This window comes from Neorhizobium alkalisoli, assembly GCF_002968635.1.
In the GTDB taxonomy this organism is placed as follows: Bacteria; Pseudomonadota; Alphaproteobacteria; order Rhizobiales; family Rhizobiaceae; genus Neorhizobium; species Neorhizobium alkalisoli.
This window is the reverse complement of record NZ_PVBN01000004.1, coordinates 347,118-367,539: the sequence shown is the minus strand read 5'-3', so window position 1 is coordinate 367,539 and position 20,422 is coordinate 347,118. Positions and strand designations below refer to the sequence as shown.

Annotated in this window: 19 protein-coding genes and 2 pseudogenes; 12 read left to right on the top strand and 9 right to left on the bottom strand. The window is 58.8% G+C overall.

Features of this window, described 5'->3' with window-relative positions; all coding sequences use genetic code 11:
* Positions 1–127 precede the first annotated feature (127 nt).
* Together C5L13_RS11885 and C5L13_RS29265 are read left to right on the top strand one after the other, a co-directional pair.
* A complete protein-coding gene (locus C5L13_RS11885; protein ID WP_105383486.1) occupies positions 128–454 on the top strand; it encodes a hypothetical protein in 327 nt (108 codons plus the stop codon).
* A 91-nt stretch (positions 455–545) separates the two neighbouring features.
* Positions 546–818 carry a hypothetical protein gene (locus C5L13_RS29265; protein WP_245571225.1) on the top strand — a complete coding sequence of 91 codons (273 nt, stop codon included), beginning with the start codon at positions 546–548 and terminating at the stop codon, positions 816–818.
* A 349-nt stretch (positions 819–1,167) separates the two neighbouring features.
* Here C5L13_RS29265 and C5L13_RS11875 read toward each other — a convergent pair whose 3' ends face one another.
* Complete coding sequence (locus tag C5L13_RS11875; RefSeq protein ID WP_105383485.1) at positions 1,168–1,365, bottom strand: hypothetical protein; 198 nt, start codon at positions 1,363–1,365, stop codon at positions 1,168–1,170.
* Positions 1,366–2,178: 813 nt separating this feature from the next.
* On the opposite strand from C5L13_RS11875, the gene C5L13_RS11870 reads away from it, so the two are divergent.
* The 4 genes from C5L13_RS11870 (at position 2,179) to C5L13_RS28975 (ending at position 4,884) form a co-directional block, all read left to right on the top strand.
* Positions 2,179–2,496, top strand: coding sequence for a co-chaperone GroES (locus C5L13_RS11870; protein WP_105383484.1), 318 nt, complete (start codon positions 2,179–2,181; stop codon positions 2,494–2,496).
* A gap of 49 nt (positions 2,497–2,545) precedes the next feature.
* Positions 2,546–4,174 carry a chaperonin GroEL gene (gene groL, locus C5L13_RS11865; RefSeq protein ID WP_105383483.1) on the top strand — a complete coding sequence of 543 codons (1,629 nt, stop codon included), beginning with the start codon at positions 2,546–2,548 and terminating at the stop codon, positions 4,172–4,174.
* Between the two features lie 75 nt (positions 4,175–4,249).
* Complete coding sequence (locus C5L13_RS11860; RefSeq protein WP_105383482.1) at positions 4,250–4,642, top strand: hypothetical protein; 393 nt, start codon at positions 4,250–4,252, stop codon at positions 4,640–4,642.
* 74 nt (positions 4,643–4,716) lie between these two features.
* A complete protein-coding gene (locus C5L13_RS28975; RefSeq protein WP_170117251.1) occupies positions 4,717–4,884 on the top strand; it encodes a hypothetical protein in 168 nt (55 codons plus the stop codon).
* Positions 4,885–5,037: 153 nt separating this feature from the next.
* Here C5L13_RS28975 and C5L13_RS11855 read toward each other — a convergent pair whose 3' ends face one another.
* Genes C5L13_RS11855 through C5L13_RS11845 form a run of 3 tightly spaced genes read right to left on the bottom strand, consistent with a single transcriptional unit; the run spans position 5,038 to position 9,607 of the window.
* Entirely contained in the window at positions 5,038–6,336 is a 1,299-nt protein-coding gene (locus C5L13_RS11855; RefSeq protein WP_105383481.1) for a glycoside hydrolase family 130 protein, read from the bottom strand.
* A gap of 29 nt (positions 6,337–6,365) precedes the next feature.
* A complete protein-coding gene (locus C5L13_RS11850; protein WP_105383480.1) occupies positions 6,366–8,651 on the bottom strand; it encodes a glycosyltransferase family 4 protein in 2,286 nt (761 codons plus the stop codon).
* A complete protein-coding gene (locus tag C5L13_RS11845; RefSeq protein WP_105383479.1) occupies positions 8,648–9,607 on the bottom strand; it encodes a class I mannose-6-phosphate isomerase in 960 nt (319 codons plus the stop codon). The genes C5L13_RS11850 and C5L13_RS11845 overlap by 4 nt, the downstream gene beginning before the upstream one ends.
* A 575-nt stretch (positions 9,608–10,182) precedes the next feature.
* Here C5L13_RS11845 and C5L13_RS11840 point away from each other — a divergent pair.
* The 4 genes and pseudogenes from C5L13_RS11840 to C5L13_RS29260 form a co-directional block, all read left to right on the top strand.
* Positions 10,183–10,470: a hypothetical protein gene (locus C5L13_RS11840; RefSeq protein WP_105383478.1), complete on the top strand. Its 288-nt coding sequence runs from the start codon at positions 10,183–10,185 to the stop codon at positions 10,468–10,470.
* Entirely contained in the window at positions 10,470–10,736 is a 267-nt protein-coding gene (locus C5L13_RS11835; RefSeq protein WP_105383477.1) for a DUF1488 family protein, read from the top strand. Before C5L13_RS11840 ends, C5L13_RS11835 begins: the two co-directional genes overlap by 1 nt.
* A 27-nt stretch (positions 10,737–10,763) precedes the next feature.
* Entirely contained in the window at positions 10,764–10,937 is a 174-nt protein-coding gene (locus tag C5L13_RS28970; RefSeq protein WP_170117250.1) for a hypothetical protein, read from the top strand.
* A 437-nt stretch (positions 10,938–11,374) separates the two neighbouring features.
* A pseudogene (locus tag C5L13_RS29260) lies at positions 11,375–11,625 on the top strand (LysR substrate-binding domain-containing protein); the annotation flags it as partial.
* Between the two features lie 291 nt (positions 11,626–11,916).
* Here the strand turns inward: C5L13_RS29260 and C5L13_RS11820 are convergent.
* Entirely contained in the window at positions 11,917–12,876 is a 960-nt protein-coding gene (locus tag C5L13_RS11820) for an MBL fold metallo-hydrolase (protein ID WP_105383475.1), read from the bottom strand.
* Between the two features lie 93 nt (positions 12,877–12,969).
* Here C5L13_RS11820 and C5L13_RS11815 point away from each other — a divergent pair, with 93 nt between their 5' ends.
* Positions 12,970–13,923, top strand: a complete 954-nt coding sequence (locus C5L13_RS11815) for a LysR family transcriptional regulator (protein ID WP_105383474.1) — start codon at positions 12,970–12,972, stop codon at positions 13,921–13,923.
* Between the two features lie 142 nt (positions 13,924–14,065).
* On the opposite strand, the gene C5L13_RS11810 is transcribed toward C5L13_RS11815, so the two are convergent.
* The 3 genes from C5L13_RS11810 to C5L13_RS11800 are packed head-to-tail and all read right to left on the bottom strand — an operon-like array spanning position 14,066 to position 18,196.
* A complete protein-coding gene (locus tag C5L13_RS11810; RefSeq protein WP_105383473.1) occupies positions 14,066–15,139 on the bottom strand; it encodes a lipocalin-like domain-containing protein in 1,074 nt (357 codons plus the stop codon).
* Positions 15,129–17,540: an ABC transporter permease gene (locus tag C5L13_RS11805; RefSeq protein ID WP_105383472.1), complete on the bottom strand. Its 2,412-nt coding sequence runs from the start codon at positions 17,538–17,540 to the stop codon at positions 15,129–15,131. Before C5L13_RS11805 ends, C5L13_RS11810 begins: the two co-directional genes overlap by 11 nt.
* Entirely contained in the window at positions 17,540–18,196 is a 657-nt protein-coding gene (locus tag C5L13_RS11800) for an ABC transporter ATP-binding protein (RefSeq protein WP_105383471.1), read from the bottom strand. The genes C5L13_RS11805 and C5L13_RS11800 overlap by 1 nt, the downstream gene beginning before the upstream one ends.
* 414 nt (positions 18,197–18,610) lie before the next feature.
* On the opposite strand from C5L13_RS11800, the pseudogene C5L13_RS11795 reads away from it, so the two are divergent.
* Positions 18,611–18,890 (top strand): annotated as a pseudogene (locus C5L13_RS11795) (HU family DNA-binding protein).
* Positions 18,891–19,556: 666 nt separating this feature from the next.
* On the opposite strand, the gene C5L13_RS29605 reads toward C5L13_RS11795, so the two are convergent.
* Complete coding sequence (locus C5L13_RS29605; RefSeq protein ID WP_105383577.1) at positions 19,557–19,688, bottom strand: DUF982 domain-containing protein; 132 nt, start codon at positions 19,686–19,688, stop codon at positions 19,557–19,559.
* Between the last annotated feature and the right edge of the window lie 734 nt (positions 19,689–20,422).

The window sequence follows — 20,422 nt, the reverse complement described above, 5'->3', positions numbered from 1 at the left end:
AATCGCGCGCTAACCAAAGCTCAGCAAGCAAAAGATCGATAAACTCAGAATAGAGATCTTGCGTCAAATTCAACCTTTAATTTTGCGACATCATTGAAGGCGGGTAGCCCCGCTCCATATCATCACTATGGAAAAAACTCAGAGTGACGATATCAACGCCCAGATACTCAAGCTTCGTATAGCCCTACCGATCTGGGGGGTTGAAGCGAACGACCTCGTGGAGCTTGCCCAAAACGCGGAGCGCGCGGCGATCCGGGTCGACGAGCGAACGATGCAACGCGTGCGTGGCCTGATCGAAACGACGACCGGCTGGCACAATACCCTTCTTTACTGGGAGGAGCAGGACGCGGCTCCCGCATTAAGTGCCGAGATCCGCGTTTTGCGAGGGTCCCTGGATGCGATGCGGACCGAGGTTGCGACTGCCACGGGCATGTTCCCGCGTGAGGATTGTTGAACCGTTCTCCAACGAAAAATTGGCCCCTCTTTAACCGCTAGAACAGTCAGGCCCGCTTTCGGCGCCCGTGGCTGCAATGGAAGGAATCAACATGAGCGAGATTAAGGGATTTTCCGTGAGCACGAATGGCGACCGTTGGTCTTTGGAAATGAGCGAGGGAGAGACAGTCGTCCTGCACACGGCAAACGAACCATCGGGAGGGCATCAGACCCGGACGGCCCTCGCCGATTTCCTGAAGGAACGAGCAGGTAAACCCGAACACGCGGCACTGCTTCAAGTCCTTGGCCAATCACAGGATGAGGTCGAGCATCAACTGGGCGCCGACGAGACGGAAACTTCGTCGCATAAAGCAGCGATGGAGTAATTGCGTCTTGGGGGATCCCAACTGGCAAAGGTTGACGATAACACGGTGAGCACCATAGCTCGGGAGAACGAGCCATCGGAAGGAGTTCTGGAAAACTCATATCGAGCCATTGGACGAAAAGGAACAACGGGAGGTCGCCCCTCGCCTTCCGTTCTTCGCAGCCTCCAGATGGGGAGCCTGAAGCCTTCCAAACCGACTACCTAGTCGTGCAGGAAATTCAGGAGGAAGAAGTAGCTATGCGTCAGAACCTCCGAGCCAACACCAACCGAACCAGCAACGGCAAAAGAAGTTGCGGTCGAATAGCGTAGGAAGTAGCTTCCACCCGCCCCATCATCGGGTGGTCACCAAATCATTCTTGGATAATGCCGTGACGGCGGTTTGTATCTTTTGCATTAACAATAGTGCAGTACATGCCGGCCTGACCTTGTGAAAGGTCTACCAGTGCCCAAGTCGAAGGTTTCGCGGGCTGTCCCGTAAAGACATCGAAGACTGTCCAGCTGCGATCAAGTTCCTGACGAACGGCATACCTCATTGTTTCGTGGGTCATACGATCCTCCTGAAGGATGGCAACGACCGGAATGGTCCGTGCGTTCATCAATCGCGAACATCCTAGCACCTATCGCGGGATAAGTCCGCGTTGCTCACAGCTCCACCGCTTTAGGCGTAAGTGCCCTTAGGTGGGAAACACGGGAGAGGTACTTTGGAAATCATAGCCGACTACAGCAGGGCGTTGGAGTCCGCCGGTCGCCACCAGGATCGGCTACGGATCATTGGCGTTGATTAGGGCCAGCGGAAGCGGCTCACTATCTTCGGCATCTCTCAGTTGCAAAGAGAAGGCCCAGACGTTTTTCCCGCCTGGGCCTCCAAACAGTCCGTTGGACATTCATAGGGTCACCTGTCGGTTTGGGCGTCAATAGCTCCAACGGGTAAAAGGACCAAGTGCGCTCTATCATAAGGGGAACCCCCAGCCGATCTCTTGCGCGACATCTGTTGCGCTAATACCGTGCAGTACATATTGGCCGATTTTCCGACAGGTTCACCAAGCAAAAAGTTGAGAGCATTGCTGGCTTGCACATGAAGATGTCGTAGACCGTCCTTGGGATCAATTCTACGACCAAATTCAGGCTCTGCGCGGGCTTGAATTCTTGAACCGCCTTATCTCAAGAATTCACCGCGACAAGACAATGCTTAATATGAACAATTATTTCGGCGCGTTCCAATTTCTGTCCCGATGATTATGGATCAACACATACTATCTTTCCCATAAATAATATTTTCTTGGCAATCCTATCAATCGAGTGCCAGAGAGGCTATAAAGAGATTGCAGCCGCCCTATGCGCCGCCAGCAGAAAGATTTCTCATGACATTCCGTCCCCTCCACGACCGCGTCGTCATCCGACGCGCCGAAGGCGAACTCAAATCCGCGGGCGGGATCATCATTCCCGATACCGCCAAGGAAAAGCCGCAAGAAGGCGAAGTGATTGCCGTCGGTCCGGGCCTGCGCGACGAAAACGGGCGGTTGATGCCGCTCGATGTGAAGACCGGCGACCTGATACTGTTCGGCAAATGGTCCGGGACCGAGGTCAAGATCGATGGTGAAGACCTTCTAATTATGAAGGAAACCGACATCATGGGCATCGTCGAGAAGACCGAGGCAACCGCCGACCAGGCTGCCTGATCCGCCGAATTCCGTGCCCGTATCTCAAGACCGAACTGGACCACAGACCATGTCTGCCAAAGAAATCATCTTCTCCACCGACGCTCGCGACCGGCTGCTTCGCGGTGTCGAACTGCTCAACAATGCCGTCAAGGTAACGCTCGGCCCCAAGGGCCGCAATGTCGTCATCGACAGGTCCTTTGGCGCGCCGCGTATCACCAAGGACGGCGTCTCGGTCGCCAAGGAAATCGAGCTTGCCGACAAGTTCGAGAACATGGGCGCGCAGATGGTGCGCGAAGTGGCATCCAAGACCAACGACCTTGCCGGCGACGGCACCACGACCGCAACGGTGCTTGCGGCCTCCATCTTCCGCGAAGGCGCCAAGCTGGTCGCCGCCGGCATGAACCCCATGGACTTGAAGCGCGGCATCGACCTTGCGGTTGCGGCGGTGCTGGAAGAGATCAAGGCGCGCGCCACAAAGGTCAGCTCATCGAGCGAAATCGCGCAGGTCGGCACGATCGCCGCCAATGGCGATGCGACCGTGGGCGAGATGATCGCCCACGCGATGGACAAGGTGGGCAATGAGGGCGTCATCACGGTCGAGGAGGCTAAGACGGCCGAGACCGAACTCGATGTCGTCGAGGGCATGCAGTTCGACCGCGGTTATCTTTCGCCCTATTTCGTGACCAATACGGAGAAGATGCGCGTAGAGCTGGAGGATCCCTATATCCTCATCCACGAAAAGAAGCTCGGCAACCTTCAGGCATTGCTGCCTATCCTGGAAGCCGTGGTACAGAGCGGCAAGCCGCTTTTGATCATCTCCGAGGATGTCGAAGGCGAGGCGCTGGCGACATTGGTTGTCAACAAGTTGCGTGGCGGCCTGAAAGTCGCGGCGGTCAAGGCTCCGGGCTTCGGCGATCGCCGCAAGGCCATGCTGGACGACATTGCCGTTCTGACGGCCGGCCAGATGATCTCCGAGGATCTCGGGATCAAGCTGGAAAATGTCACGCTCGACATGCTCGGCCGCACCAAGCGCGTGCTGATCGAGAAGGATACGACCACGATCATCGATGGCGCTGGCGAAAAATCTCAGATCGCTGCGCGTATTGGCCAGATCAAGGCACAGATCGAAGATACGACCTCCGACTACGACAAAGAAAAGCTGCAGGAACGACTGGCGAAACTCTCCGGCGGGGTCGCGGTGATCCGTGTCGGCGGCTCGACCGAGCTTGAAGTCAAGGAAAAGAAGGACCGGATCGACGACGCCCTCAATGCCACCCGCGCGGCGGTCGAAGAAGGGATCGTTCCAGGCGGTGGCGTCGCCTTGCTGCGCGCAAAATCGGCTCTGACGGGCCTGACGAGGGAGAATGCCGACGTGACGGCGGGGATTTCGATCGTGCTCAGGGCTCTCGAAGCCCCGATCCGGCAGATCGCCGACAATGCCGGCGCCGAAGGCTCGATCGTCATTGGAAAACTGGCTGACAGCACGAACCCCAATCAGGGTTTTGACGCGCAGACGGAAACCTATGTCGATATGATCGAGGCCGGCATCGTTGATCCCGCCAAGGTGGTTCGGACCGCCTTGCAGGATGCCGGTTCGATCGCAGCACTTCTGATCACCGCTGAGGCAATGATTGCCGACGTGCCCGTGAAGGAACCTGCAGCCGGCAACGGCGGCGTGGCCGGGATGGGATACTGAGAGCAGAGCAGTGCCTGAACCGCTCGGCCGGCGCGACCGGGAGCGGATCCTCAACATCCATAAAAGGATATTCCCATGGCCATGCAGAGCAGCAGCAAGACATCGATATTCCAGCGTTTCGACAGCTATCAGCCATCCAAGACCGTCTTCGTCTGGGCCTGCGTCGTGACGGCAGTCGCCACGATCGTGGTCGGATTCAACTGGGGCGGCTGGGTAACGGGCGGCACCTCCCTCAAGGCGGCGACGACTGCGGGCGAGACGGCAAGCAGACAACTTGCGTCAGCTATATGCGTTGACCGGTTCAGGACTGCGCCGGATGCCGCCGCAAAGCTGACGGAATTCAAGGCTCTCACGGACACCTACAAGAAGCGCCAGTTCATCGAAGCCGGTGGCTGGGCAACCATGCCAGGACAAACGTCTATCGACAGCAACATCGCCGAAGGCTGCAGCACCGCGCTCTCCGCCTGAAGCCGTGCTCTTCAACGCTCGCTCCGGCGCCCCATCGGGGCGCTCCCTTATCTGTCACAGCAGGAGAATGACGCGTGATCCGTTTCGAAAAGCAGGCAGCATCTGAACCCGCGCCGAAGGAGGCCGAGAACAACCGCTTCGATCAAATCCGCGAGGCCGCGGCAGAAGGACATAAGAAATCGACAGCAGACCGCACGCGTCGCCACGCGCTGTCAGCGAAGAAAGACGACCGCCTTATCTGAGATCATCCTGCATCTGTCTCGGATGTTGATAGATGGCAGGCGTTATCCACGCACAGGCGATCCCGGGGGCGGCATCACGCAGGGTCCGGGATCTTCGAAAAGCAAAAAGCTGCGAGCGGGTATTGTTCACCGCAGCGGCAGAAGCGAAATAGCTCAGCCGTCGAGCGTTCGCAGAAGATCTGCAATCTTGATCGTCGAAAAATTCGAGAAGGTGTCGCATACCGCGTATGGCAGCACGATCTGGTCGTTGTGGCGCATGGCGCCGCAGGTGTAGACGACGTTCGGCACATACCCTTCCCGCTCCGAGGGCTCCGGCCGCACCAGTGGTTCGCTCGAGCGGGCGAGGACCTTGGACGGGTCCTTTTTATCGAGCAGCGCTGCGCCAATCGCATATTTGCGGACTGCGCCGACGCCATGGGTCAGCAACAGCCATCCTTCGTCGAGCTCGATCGGTGAGCCGCAGTTTCCCATCTGAACGAATTCCCACGGAAATTTGGGCTGCAGGATCAGTTCCCCTCCATCCCAAGAATAAAGGTCGTCGGAATAGATGAGATAAAGGTTCTCGTTGTCCTGTCGTCCGATCATCGCATAGCGGCCATCAATTTTGCGGGGAAACAGTGCCATACCCTTGTTTCTTGCCGCCGACCCACCAAGCGGGGTCATCCGGAAGGATATGAAGTCGCTGGTCTCCAGCAACTCGGAGCGGATGCCCTTGCCGCTATAGGCCGTATAGGTCGCGTAGAACGTCCTCTGCCCACCTTCCTCGAATGCCACGAAACGCGCATCTTCGATGCCGTTCGACTGCGCCGGCGTGATCGGAAAGATCACCCGCTCGCTGATATGCTGCCGGGCGCTGAAGCTCAGCTCGACGGGCTCGCCGAGCGGGTCCGATATCCGCGTGAGCACTGTCGGAGTGGAGGCAAGCCGCGCGGTCGGCTCTATTTCCACGCTTCCATCCTCCGCGATCAATCCGGTTCGAAATGTCAGCGAGGACACATGCCCTTCGCCCACGGCGCGCAGGCTGAGGATGAACCGCCGGCTGCCCTGGAGGACTCCGGACTGATCTGGATGGACGACGATGCTTGGGTTGAACAACGCCGATGCCTCGAAGGAATATTCATGCAGAAAATAGGCGCCGACGAGCTGACGTTGCACCTTGGTGAACTCGACGTGAGGTGAGAATGCCTCCTCCATGTCGCTCGCCCGATTTTCAAACGTCGCAAGCAGGTTCCGGTGGCGGCCTTCGAAATTTTCCAGGACATCGGCGAGCAGGCTTTCCGCCGTTTGGTGGTCGAGCGTCAAAACCCGATCGACGATGTGGTTCGCTCGCGTCTTGTCCGTCGGATTGAGGTCCCGCGGCTCAGTCGCGGGCTTGAACGGGCGCACGACGACGCGTGTGGGATCGGGACGTAGGAAAAGGGCCTGGCGGTTCAGAAAAGTGGCTTGTGACAAAGTAATCTCGATTTTATCTGGATTGAACTTCACGCACTCAGGGCGTGAAGCGGAACGAATGTTGCGGGATGGCCGCTTATGCGCGCGAGCTTGCGAACCTCCACCAGCCCCAGCAGATAGGAGACGACGGATTCACCGCCTCTGTTCTCGTTAACCCGCGTGCGGTGCAGCCCGTCTCTGCAGCTGCCCGTGTCGAGATCGACGAGCGGCAGCGACAGATCGTTGCTGCCTAGGAACCAGGCAAATGCGCGGGCTGCGTCGTCTTTCCATTCGCTGCCGTGGTCGGCCCGCCACGCGGCAAGGCAGGCCGAGATGGTGGCTGCGGCTTCGACGGGCTGCTGGTCAAATCCTTTCGGCGGCATCCGCCTGTCGAGGAAACCGTCCGTTCCAATCGGCCTGAAATGGCCGAGGGGGGCCGTCTGCAAGATCATGAGCCAACGTAGGGTTTTCAACCCGGCGGCGACATATGCAGGCCTTTCACTGGCAAGCCCGGTCAAGATCAGTGCCTGGGGCAGGCGCGCATTGTCATAGGAGAGACCTTCCTCAAACCAGGTCCAGTCCTCCGTCTCCACGCGGGTGAGCAGATCCATCAGACGGTCCGCGAACAGCAGCCGCAGGTGTTTGGCGAAGATGTCGTCCCCGCGTATCGCGCAATAGCCATCCAGCCCGAGAAGCGTAAAGGCCCAGGCGCGCGGCGAGAGAAACCCTTCGGCCGTCGGCAGGGCTTCGGCAAACAAGCCGGTCGCCCATCGTCTCCGGGAGGGATTGACATCACTACGGGCACATTCTCCCAAGGCCCATAGCGTTCGGCCATGGCTGTCTTCGGAGCCTCTGTCTTCAAGCCAGCGACGATCGAACCCCATGAAATTGCGGAAATGCTTTTCGTCGGGATTCCAGGCGTGCTGCACGAAGGACGCGAAGCGCGCCGTCAACGGTTCCGGCAGGAGCTTCTCGCCCGGTGTGTTGAGCGCGACCGCCAGAAGTAGCGCTCGCGCGTTGTCGTCGACACAATAACCATGCGAGCGGTCGGGCACCGAGTGGACGGCATGCTGAAACAGCCCGGTGTCGTCACACATCGACAGAAGATAGGCGAGCTGCGGTTCGGGAGAGGCAGGCAGCCTACGCACCACGGTGTTACTAGCCGGTACGAGTACATTGGGGCGAGGTCTGCGCAGGGTCGCCTCCCCGAACAGCGAGAGATAGCGCTCGGCTGTTCTCTGCCATGTCATAGGCCGGCTGCTCGCATAGGCCCACAAGCGCATGGCATTGCGCCGGACATCGTCGGTAAGCAAAGTCGCGATCTCCCTGCCGATCGTCTCCGCATCGCTGAAAGGAACGAGGATCCCGCGTCCATCCGCCAGAAGTTCGCGCGCGTGCCAATAGGGCGTAGAGACGACCGCCTTCCCCAGGCCAAAACTATAGGCCAGCGTGCCCGACGTCATCTGCGCCTCGTTCAAATAGGGGGTTGCATAGACGTCGCACATGGAAATGAAGTCCAGGAGCGTCGCCTGGTCGACGAACTGATCGAGGAAGACCACGTGGTTCTCAATCCTGAGATCCAGCGCGCGGGCAACCAGGCTTTCACGATATGCTTCCCCCTCGTTGCGGACGAGATTGGGATGGGTCGCGCCCAGCACCACATAGACGGCGTCGGGCTGGCTCTTCAAGATCAGCGGCATCGCGTCGATCATGATCTCGATTCCCTTGTTGGGCGACAGCAGCCCGAACGTCAGGATGACGGACCGATCCTCGAACCCGAGCTTCGTCTTTGCCAGGTCGGGTTCACAGAAGGCGATGTCCGGAACTCCATGGGGGATCACCTCGATTTTCTCGACTGGAACGCCATAGACCTCGCGCAACAGTGCCCGGCCCTTTTCCGCCATCACCACGACTTTCGCAGATGTGTCGATGATCTGCGTGAGGACGCGACGTTGAGCCGGACTGGGCAGTGCGAGCACGGTGTGCAGCGTGGTCACGATCGGCATCTCCAGCCGCGAAAGCAGCGCGAGAATATGGCTGCCGGCCTCGCCGCCGAAAATGCCGAACTCATGCTGAAGGCAGACGACATCGAACCCGCCGGCATTCAGAGCTTCCGCAGCACGGATATAATCCTGCGGACTTTCGTCGGGGATCTGAAGCCAGACGCTGGCTGGGTAATCGTAGGCATGACCGTGATCCGTCATCGCGACGATCGCGGTCTCCACACCGGCAGGTGATTTAGAAACGGCCTGCTGCAGGTCGGTCGTGAAGGTCGCAATACCACAACGACGAGGGAGCGAGTTGCCAATGAACGCAATATTCTTGAGATCGGTCATGGGCGCCCCTCCATCGAGCGGAACGGTAAGCTGGACGGGTTTTCGTCATAAAGACCCGCCTGCGTTAAATTGTGGATCGCAAGGTCGGATTTACGATCGTCGAGATCGCGCAACAGTCCGGGCTGAGGTGCGCTGTCGGCATAGGCCAGCAGGACCGTCAGTCCATGGCGCCCGACATTGATGACGGCTCGGTCCGCTTCGGCAAAGAATGCATCTCCGACACCGGCGTTCATCGAACCTATGGTTGCGCTCCCGGCGGTGACCAAGCCCCAGGTTTCGTGCTGCGCCTGCAATTCCCAGTTTGCGTCCGGCGGAAGATCAATCCGCTCCAGGACGAAAAAAGCGCAGGATACAAGTTTCATTCGCTCGACGGTCAGATGCATGGGCATCCTATCCGTTTTCGCCGGCTCCAGATCGGCCACGGCCACCGCCTGGTCTATATGGAGTTCGCGCGATCGCCCGTGGTCGAAGAGGCGGAATGTCGTGTCGCTTCTCTGCTGGATTTCGGCAATCACGAGACCGGCGCCGATGGCGTGGATGGTTCCCGCTGGAATGAAAAACACATCGCCAACTTCCGCGGCCTGCCATTTGACAAGATCGGCGATCGATCCGTCAGCGATCGCGCTTCGCAACTCCGACAGGGTCAGCGTCTGCTTCAATCCGATGGCGACCTGGGCGCCGTCTTCTGCAGACAGCACATACCATGCCTCGGTTTTGCCGTTGGCCATCCCCATCGTTTGCGCGAAGGCATCATCAGGATGAACCTGGATCGACAGTTTCTGCTTCGTGAAGAGCAGTTTGAGAAGCAAGGTCGGATCAGGCGCCTGTGTCTCGGCACGATCAAACTTGAGTTCACCGATTGCGGCTTCGCGGTTGCCGCTGCGGTTCCAGGGTCCTAGATCGTGGCTGCCCCACGGTTTGGAGGATGTCCGCACGTTTGCGTGCTCGAATGTCATGGAGGCCTCCTGGATCTTACCGCTAAGATCGGAGTGACCTGAGATCGGAGTAGCATTCCTTCGAGGCGTCACCGCCTTAAGGTCTAAGTAAATAGAAAGCTTTCCGCGGTTGAATTTGGTGGATTCAGCAGGAATTTCTCAATAATTATAACGATACAATCAGAGAAACCGCACTTTCACGCGAATTTAGTTCACCATTCACCTAAGAATATGTGCCTGTTTTGAAAATTTGCAAGTTATAGTAATTGAACTAACCGCTAAACTGCCGATTATTAATCGGAATCTACATTCAGCGTCAGGAAAGTCCGGCAAGATGGGCTCACCGCTCGACCACCTTTTTTGAATGCGGGATTTTTCGGGGACATGACCGGCCATTCTGGATGCCTCTGGACAACCTCGGATAATTCCGCGCCGGAACGTGTACTTTTTCTCGCGCAGGGTGCCAAAGGTCCTGTAATTCCTCCAACTCGACTTGTAATTGAAGGCCCTGTATACGATATATATCATCGATAGCAGCTCTTTTCACGGGCGCTGCCTTTGAGGGCGTGACCCTTGCCCCAACAAAGGAGGACGATATGTCTTCCAATCCATCATTTGAATACATCGATCCCGTTGATGTTGCGATGATCAGGGATGTCCTGAGAACTGCAGGTTTCAGAGGTGTCGAAGCCGAAGCCGGTTCCGACGCGAAACACATGGCCTCACTCTTCCTAAATTCGGAGTTCCGAAACGGAAACAGGACGAAGGAGGCGTTATTGCACGCCCTGGAGGGCCAGCGCGAAGAGCTCAAAAACGATCTTCGAATTGGCAGATTGCCAAAAGGCAAAGCGTTAGATCGATGGCAGGATGAAGGGGGCCGATAATGGCCCTTTCCTTCCCCAATCTCGCGCGCAGTTATGACGAAGTACATCGACGCGTTCGTTTTCTCGGGCATGACGGCATGTTCGAGGTCCGTTTTTTCGTATCCGCCGACGTGCTGGCCGGTGAATTGTCCCAACGAACTGCGAGCGCCGGTGATTATCTTGCTTCCTTCGATGCGCTGCGGCCTCGAATTCAAAAAGTCGCGATGACGGCTTACTCTGCAGCTCGCAACAGCACAATCATCCTGGATCTCGGACACTTCAAGTGAATGCCTCTTATATAAAAGGATCCCGGCATGCAGTATCCGATCCCTTCGCACCAGATAGGCCGACCCGGAAAAGACAAGGTCTGGTATGTTAGTGAGTTTGCGCAGCGATTTCGCCTCGATAAAAGGGAAGAAAATCGCCTGCGGAAGTTGCTCGGACCGATCGCCAAGGAGATCGATCTGCTCAAAAACGCCGGCAGGTAGCGATGACGGGTCGTATCCGGCGGCGCTGTCCGGCGGCCAGCCACTAGAGCATCGGATTGGTCGCGCCAAGACATATCAAGCCAAATCAAGTTAAGATCAGCCTTCGTCCATTTGACGGCCAAACCCTCAGATAAACCCATCCAGCGAGTTCAATCTTGGAAAGAGCTTCCGGCCGCCCCTTGTTCAGCTAAATTCGCGCCGTTTCAGTGCTTCCTAATGGGCGGCCAGCGGTGGTTTCAACACCGTTGGCGGTTAACTATCTGAGGCGGTCATACGGCTTTTGAACGGACTCGAACCACGACCGGCTATTTCGAGCCTCGGCGCTCGGCCGACAAAGCCGCCCCCTCACGCGAATAGGACAACGTCGGGATTAGTCAGTGCGGAACGTGGGCGGCCGGTCTCAAATTAACTGCCAGGAGCCGCTCAAACGGGCACATTCCCGCCCGCTGATCGCCTCCTTCGCCCAGCCCATCCCGGCATCACGATCGACGCCACGGTGACCGACGACATATTCGACATCGTCGCCCCCGGCTTCGATGCGGGGGTCGGCTGGGTGAGGTGATCGAGCAGGATATGGTCGCGGTGCCCTGACCAAAGAAGAGAGACAAGTAGTGGTCGTTACGCCGGGATACTTCGAGGTCCACGGAACGCCCCGCCATCCTCGGGACTGGTGCATCATCGCTGTATCGCTGCCGTCCATCTCTCAGACTGAACCAGCTATAGCCGTCAGTGGCTGGAGTTCGCTGGGTTTTGTACGTCGGATTGGACGCCAACGCCCGGCCCTTCCCTGGTCCGGTGGACCCGGACCAGGTGCGGGTGGCGCCTATTGGTGAGGATGGGCACGCTCGTCTGAAAGGTGAGATCGGCAGGAACCGTGGCGGAACGACATTCGTCACTGCAGAAGAAGAGGCTATTGTGAAGCTTCTTCGGCCGGTTGCCTGATCCGCCCGTTCACTGGACGATCGCCGGTCGCCCGGCCTTAAGCGTAGTTGACCGGCAGCCAGTCGTAGTTCGTGCTGTCTTTACGCACATGGCCGATGCCCGGAAAGGCGATATGCGCGCCTGCCACCAGATATTTGTCTTCCGCCGCCCGCTTGAACGCAATGTCGCGTGCAGCCACGGCCGCCTTCTGGTCGATATCGAATTCGATTGCGACGCCGGGCTCATCGAATTGCAGAATATCACCATGGGTGATGTCGCCCCAGAATACGATCTTCTGGCCTTCGCTTTCCAGCGTGATGGCGCTGTGACCCGGCGTATGTCCCGCGTAAAGAATGGAGCCAAGACCTGGAACGGGCGCCGCGTTATCCGCGAAGGTTCCGAATTTTCCGGCTTCAACGTATGGCGTCACGCACTGATCCGCCTCGCCAAAATGCTGCTTGACGAGGCCGGTCGCCGCCTTGGCGTTTGCCGCACTCAGCCAGAATTTGGCCTCCCGCTCATTGACCCTCAACGTGGCGTTCGGGAAGGTGCGCTTGCTATTGCTCATCAACCCGCCGGAATGATCGGTGTGGATATGGGTGAGGACGACATCATCGATGTCATCCGTATTGTAGCCGGACGCCTCAATGTTGGACACGAGTTTGCCGAGCGATGGTCCTAGATAGGCACCGGTGCCTGCGTCGATCAGTACCAGTCTTTCCCCGGTGTTGACGAGGAAGGCGTTGACGGACGTTGGTACCATTTCCGGCAAAAAGGCATCGTTCAACCCGCTCTGCGCATGTTGTTCGCTGGTGTTGGTGTAAAGCTTGGCCAGCGGCAGAGCTACAGTGCCGTCCGACAGGGCCGTGACCTCTATGGAGCCGATTTTCAGCCGGTAGAAAGCCGGCGCCTGAACAACGGCATAGGGTGCCTTGGCGAAGGCGATCGACGGTGCGACGAAGGGTGCAGCGATCAGGCCGCTCAAAGCAGTTTTGAGAATGGAACGACGGGATGGCATGGGTTTACTCCTTCGGTAATGGTTTGGAACGGCTTGCAAGTTCCAGCCCATCAGCTAAGGATGTCCCGGTCAGCAATCAAATCGATATCATTCATGCAAGTCATCGATCACTTCAATCTCCGTTCGTTCGACCTCAATCTTCTCGTTGCCTTCGACGCAATGATGGAAGAGATGAGCGTGACCCGTGCGGCGCAGCGGTTGAAAATCCAGCAACCCGCCATGAGCCACAATATATCCACCCTGCGCACGCTGTTTCAGGATGAGCTTTTCATCCGTGTAGGACAGGTGATGAAGCCCACGGCACGTGCCCTCAACTTGTCTGGTCCCGTGCGGCAGGCCTTGCGGCAGGCGCAGGCGGCCGTGTTGACGGCGGACGCATTCGATCCGGCCACCGAGCAACGCACGTTCCGGCTGGGACTTTCCAGCGAAGTGGAACTACTACTGCTTCCCGATCTGACGGCGCGTCTGCGGGATATCGCGCCGGGCATCCGTATTCTGGCTCGCGGTGGTGATGCGCAGGAGGTCGACGCGATGCTCGATGCGGGCGTCATCGATCTGTCTGTGGGGTGCAGTTATCTGCCCGACTCACGGCACCACTGCGAACCGCTGTATCAGTCCAGCGTATTGTGCTGTTTCAATCCGCAATTGCTGACGCTCTCCAATCCGGTAGGCCTTGATGCCTATATGGCCGCACAACACGCTGTGATCTCCCAGACCGACAGCCTGCATGGCTGCGTCAAGGATGCTCTGGAGCATGCGGGTGCAGAACTGGAAGTGGTGGCGGCAGCACCCGATTTCATGTCGATATTGGCGACGGCTCGTTCGTCTGCGGTGATTGCCACCGTATCATCGCGCATCGCGGCCCGTTATGGGCCGCTGTTGGGGCTCGAGGTCAGCCCGGTGCCGCTGGCGCTTTCTTTTCCACCCGTGGCAATGGTCTGGCCGCTTCCGATGGACAGCGATCTTGGCTGTGCATGGTTGCGGCAGCAAATCCGAGACGCGATGCTGAGGACGAACGGGAGCAACGTCGCGGATATTGCAGCGTAACGTGCGGCGTATTTGGAGGCCACGCCTCGAGGGGATACGAACCGGTGCGAACACAGGTGGTCAACCACTCCGTTGCCGCGTATTGCAAAGCAGCGATGTGAGGACTTCGAAATGGCACCCGATTGCATTTGAAGGTCGACCGTCAATACCCCGTCATTTCGAGGTAACCTCGCCCTGCACTGCTTCCCGTGAAAGTCACAGGCCCTTCCCAATAGGGCGTGGTGGTCGCCATCCATGCGTGGTCATTCAGCGGATCGGTCGTCACGTCCAATCCCCGCAGGGGGATGCGCACCCGCCATGCCACAGGAACATCCCTGTCCCCGATCCGCGCCGAGCGAACGGGCGTAACTTCCAACGATCCCGGCGGCAGGGGCATCGGTTTGCCATCGGCCGAGATCCAGTTCGCGGACGTATAGCCACCGCGGCTGTCGCGAAGCCGAAACGCCATGACCTTTTCGCCGGTATCCAGATGCAGAGAAAACCACTCCCATCCAGTCTGGTCCTTGGCCAGAGGCTGCGAGGACCATTCCCGATCTAGCCATGCCTTGCCCGTCACGCGAACCGTCTTTCCGGCAATGTCGAGAGAGCCTGAGACGTCGTAAAATGGCTGCGAATAATAGTAGCTCGCCTGCCCTTCGGCCGACTTCACCGAATAACCCTGATCGCCCTGCAGCACGAGAGGCCCTTTTGCCGAAAGGTCGAGCGCATAGCCGAAATCCTTTCCGGTTGCGTGCAGGCTGACGCTGTCCAATGGGTCGGCGCCCGGGTTCGGCAGACCCTTCATTTCCCAGTCGTCGATCCAGGCGGAAAACGGCTGGGCCTCTACCCCGGACTGGCCGACACCGCCGCGGGCGAGCTTCTCGGCAACGAAGTGCCGGCCTTTTGTGGTGACAGCTGCATGGCCCATCCAGATTTGCGGGTTGGACCAGCCGCTCTGGTTTCCTGGGGCAAGTGCCGAACGGAACAGCGTCCATTGCACGCCATATTGCGCGCCGTCTTCGCCTTGAAGGTTTGCCGTGACGTACCACCATTCGATCCGGAAATCGGGATGGGCACCATGATCGGCGGGAAACAGCAGCGGCACCCCGGGATGAGGAACCGCGAAACCGTCGGCCGTGCTTCCCAAACCGGCAAACCCCTGCGGGATGGCGACTGCCGGCAACGCCATGGCCAACGCTGCCGATATAAGAACAGCCAGAGTTCGTCTACCGTTCATTGGCGAACACCCTCAGTAGATCCGATGGCCCAATCGTCGCCAGGCGCCTGAGTGGGATGACGACGGACACAATCGCCGCGGCAAGCGCCACCAATCCGAGCACGAGCCAATCCGTCGGAAAGATCCGCATCGGCAGGCGCCAGCCGAATGCCTCGACATTGACAATCGACAGCAGCACCCAGGCAAGCCCCAGGCCCACAGGAACCGCGACAACGAAGGTTGCGAGCCACAGCGCCAAAGTACGCAGCATTTCAAGCAGAGCGAGATCGCGTCGCGTGATCCCCATCGCCCAGACGGGCGCTAGCTGTGGGAGTCGGACGCCTGACAGGGTCAGCAAGCTGGAGAACATCGCAAAACCTGCAACGCCGAGCGTAAAAACGTTGAGGGCGCCGGTCACGGCAAAGGTCTGATCGAATACGGCACGGGATTGCCGCTTCAGCGAGGCCTGGTCGATGACGTTTTCGGCCGGAAGTCCGAATTCGGATGTCATCCGCTCCTTCAGTGCCGGGGCGTCCGCCGGCGCAATACGCACGCCATATCTGAGTTTCGGAACGTTCGGATAATGCGCCGCCAACGCGTCGATGCCGACGATCACCTGTCCCCTCGGATTACCATAGTCGGAATAGATCCCGACGACCGGAACGCTCCATCCGCCCGGCAAGGCTAGCTCGTTGCCGATTGACAGCTTCTTTCCTCGCCAGAGCTGTTCGTTGACGAGCGCACCCTGTCCTGCGGCGACGCGGTCCCAGACATCGGCGGTGCCCAACAGAAGCGGCCAGTTTTCCCGATAGGTCGAGTCATTTGCCGCCGCGCCAAAAATCTGCAGCCGGTCGCCGAGCACGTCGCCTTCAACGCTCCAGATCGGAAGTACCGACGTCGAATGCGCTGGTAGCCATGCCCGCAGCCGTGACGCTTCGTTTTCGTCCCGCGCTGTCAGGTAAAGCTCGGCAGCCAGCCGCTGGTCGAGCCAGCCGATGAATGTCAAGCGGAAGCTGGAGACCATCGTGCCGACCCCGATATTGGCCGCAAGCGCCAGCAGCAAGGCCATGAGGGCAAGGCTAAGCCCCGGCAGTTGCTGCCGCGTATCGGCCCAAAACCAGGTTACCAGCGCATGCGACGACTGCCTCTGCAGCAGCGCCAGGAAAGCGGACAACACCCCTGGCAACATCAGCGCCGCGCCAAGCAGCAGGCAGCCGAGCACCGCGAAGCCCGTCGACAGCCCATGTCCGAACACCGCCAAAATGGCCGACGTGATCAAGAGAACCAGTCCACCCAATAACTGCAGGCGGATGCCGACCGCCCTCGCCCGTGCCCAGGCGCGCGGTTGCGCAGCGGTCAAGAGCGGCATGCGACGGACCTGCCAAAGGCTTTGAGCCGACGAACCTATGGTTCCGGCAATTGCAACCACAAGCCCCGTTGCCCACCATTCAGGCCGGATAGTGAGCGTGCCCGGAACGCTTGCGCCATAAAGACCCTGTAGGGTGGCGGCGACACCCGGCAATAACAGCGAGGCGACGAAATAACCAATCATGACGCCGACGAGTCCAGCAAGGAAGGCGAGCACCAGTAGCTCCGTCATCAGCAGGAGGGTCAGCGAGGAAAGGGAAACGCCGAGCGAACGCAAAGTCCGGAACGTCGCCCGCCGCTGCTCGAAAGCAAGGCCGATCGTCGCGTAGACGATGAACAGGCCGACGGCGAAGGCAAGGAAACCGAATGCCGTCAGGTTGAGGTGAAAGCTGTCGGTGAGTTGTGCGACATCGGGCCGGTCGCCCGGCGGTTTGATAGCGATCTCGGGGGCGAGCCTGTCGAGCGCGGGCAGATCCGGCCGCTGATCCGGCGCAACAACGAGCCGGCTCAGTTCACCGCGCCTTTCGAGGATGCGCTCAGCCATGCCGATATCGGTGAAGGCGGCGCCGTCCGGAATGTCCGGCGCGATCTTGATCTGCATATCCGTGTGGCTACTGAGTTTCAGGGCTGTGGCTTGCGAGACGATCAAGACGCCCGGCTGCGACACGAAAGCGGCAAGATCGTTCGATCCGTCGGGCTCAAAGCCCCCCACCTTCCCCGGCGTCGTCAGAGGGTCGATACCGATCAGCCGCACGCGAACGTTTCCGAAACGATGATCGCCCTCGATGACGGGCGAAATATTCCAGCCCGCTCTCCGCAAATTAGCGAACGTGGCTTGCGGGATGGAATTGCCGTCGCGCGGCACGAGTTGCGTCAACGCGTTTTGATCGAGCACAGAAGCGGCCCGCGCATAGCTCGCCCGCGCCTCGGCATTGATCGCCTGGACGCCGGACCACAGTGCCGTCGCCAGCGAAAGCCCAAACACGAGGGTCGCAAACTGGATGGGCCGGCAGCGCCAATGGGAAAGAAGAGCCGTCGCGGCGGTCCAGAACATCAGGCGATCTTTCCGCCATGCAGGTGAACCCGTCGATCGAGCCTCTGCGCCAGCCGGGAAGAATGCGTCACCATCAGCAGAGCGGCACCGGCGCTCCTGGTCAAAGACAGCATGATGTCGAGGACGGCGTCCCCGGTCACTTCATCGAGATTGCCTGTCGGCTCGTCGGCCAGAACCAGCGGCGGCCGCGCCGCAAGCGTCCTGCCGATAGCCACTCTCTGCTGCTGACCGCCGGAAAGCTGGTCGGGATATCGGGCGAGAAGCGGCTCGATCCCCAGCCGCTGCACGAGTTCTCGCTCCCATCCGGGATCATGTCGGCCGGCAAGTCTTGCGTGAAAGGATATGTTGGCGCCGATGTCGAGCGACGGAATGAGGTTGAACTGCTGGAAGACCAGCCCGACCGCCGTCCGGCGGTATTCTGCCCTCCCCTGATCCTCGAGTGCGGCAATGTCCCGGCCGACGGACAGGATCTGCCCGGTGTCGGGGTGATCGAGCCCGCCCGCGAGGTGTAGCAAGGTGCTCTTGCCACTGCCGGACTCACCGGTCAGCGCCACGCTCTCTCCGGCATCGAGATCGAAATCGATGCTCTTCAAGATTTCGAGGCGACCCTCAGCGGTAGTATAGGATTTGCTGACATTGCGTAGGGAGAGCAACATTGGACCCGGATCGATAAGTGAGAACTCAAGGGTATGTAAGCTTTGCCGCCGGATTTGTAAGCCATGCCGGCGGGCTATCACGTCCAGCGAAGCTTAGCCACGCGTGCCTGAACTCACCTCACGCCAATTCGGAATTTGCAGCAAGTTGAAGGAGGCGGCCACCGACCATTGGCGGAGCAGGGTAGCCGTACGAAAAACCTGCCCAACCCCCGCGTTGGCCCTCCTCTAAAGGTCTCCCTGAGTGGGGCGGCTCCTTGGGCAAGAAAAGAGTGAGCCCAGATAGAGCGTTGAAACGTTAAAAGCGCACGGAAGCTGTGGAAATCCCCCCAACTGGACCACGCTTTCTGCAGTGCGCCAATGACAGCGCCTGGATCAGCTGTCAGATTCGCATCGATAATGATGCGGAGTACAACAATGACCACTACCAAATGAAATTGCTGATAAGATCGCCACTGACCATGGTCTGACTAAGGCCCAAGGCAAGACGATTGTTGAGGCTGTCATTGCCTCGATCATTGAGGCTGCTATTGCCGGCAATGAAACGTCCCTGCCCGGCTTCGGAAAATTTAAGGTCAAAGACACGGCAGAGCGCGAAGCCCGCAATCCGGCGACTGGCGCGACGATCAAGGTTCCCGCCGCGAAGAAATTGGCCTTCGTCCCAGCTAAGGCGCTAAAGGATGCGCTCAACAAGTGAGATAAAGGGCTCCCGCGCAGCCCGTGGAACTGACCGCACGGCAGCAAGGAAGTCACAGACCCGGCAAAGCAATCTTCGAACGCTTGAACCGTGCTCCTGCTACACTCAGCTGTTGCTGGTAGTAGATCCGTTTGCTTCCGGTTCTGCCTAGGACAAGCTCTTGCCGTGAGAGCCACGTGCTGGAGTTTTGTGTATTCCTGCGTGCCAATTTGGACGCAGATTCGTCATTGCGGCCGGCTGACGACGTGGGGCGGCCTGCCCTAAGGGGAGCATGGGCGTAGTCTAACGGGACGGTGCCTTATGTGATACGGCGGATGATGTCGATGACTATCCTAGTTTCCGTTCTGGAGGCTGTCGCGAGCAGGTGGTTTTCCGCCAACTCAACGATCGCGGACGCCACCTCTTGTTCACTCCAGTCTGCTGCCACTGCGCGATCGAGAACACTTTGAAACTCGTCTCTAAGGCTTTCCTGACAGTGGGCGTAACGGTCGGGATGATCAGCGGAGACAAGGGGTCGAGAAATGGTGCTCATCGGCCCAGGATGGCGTGGAACGAGCGATTCGGGAATCCGCTCCCTGTTACGTCTTTCGAGGTAGGAATGCCGTGACTCGGCACTCGCAGCGACACATTCCGCGACCTACGCTTTTCGAGAAGTAGCATAGGAAATTAATTCTGGGCGAGACGCACCGCTGCCAGGAATGTTTCGCGGGCAACGTCGGGGGAAACTCGTCCATCCATGGCGGCCGTAAGGGCGCTTTCAGCCGCAGAACGTTGATCTTTGGTGCGATTGTGCCTGATGCGGTGTAAAAATTAGATGATCGCCGACAACCGCCGGCTCGTCCCAAACATGACCTGCCATCACGGGCCTCTCCGTTAAGAACTCAAAAAGCTAATGTGAAAACGCGAAGTTGCAGGTACTTCATCGGGTGATGGAACAGCTGAAGCGGCCAGAAGTACGCATCTTCGCCGCGGAGCGCGGTGAGGTTATTAGGGATGAGGCCGTGGGTTGAGCACGCCCGGACACGACCTCCGCGCCGAATGCAAGGCTGAGACGAAACGCAGCACTGACGTTTCCCCCCACCCTGCCCCGTCTATTGGGCCGGTGTCCTGTTTACCAAAGGGATAACAGAGCAGCACTCGAAACCTTCCACCCAGGCTAGAAATCGCTCTGGGTCAGAAACTGCACTGTAGGGACAGGAGGTAGCATCTCCTCGGTGCCTGGCGGTTTCGGTGCCTTGCGCGAACGCCAGCAACAGCGCCTCCTCAAGATCCAGTGGGGAGCCACCATATTCCCTTGAGATATATTCGATGAAAGCCTCTTTGCAACGAACATCCAGCACTTTCCACCCACCAGTCAAACGTCAGAGAGGTTATGCGGTTGAGGGATGCCATTGTCGCCAACAGACCTGTACAGCAAATGAACGATCCGTTGAGCGGTACGTTCAAAGCCTTCATGATAACCGGGCGGCAACTCGCTCCGTCCAAGCTCCTTAGCCGTCCGATTCCGCGGCCCTTGTCGATGCGCCAAGGCT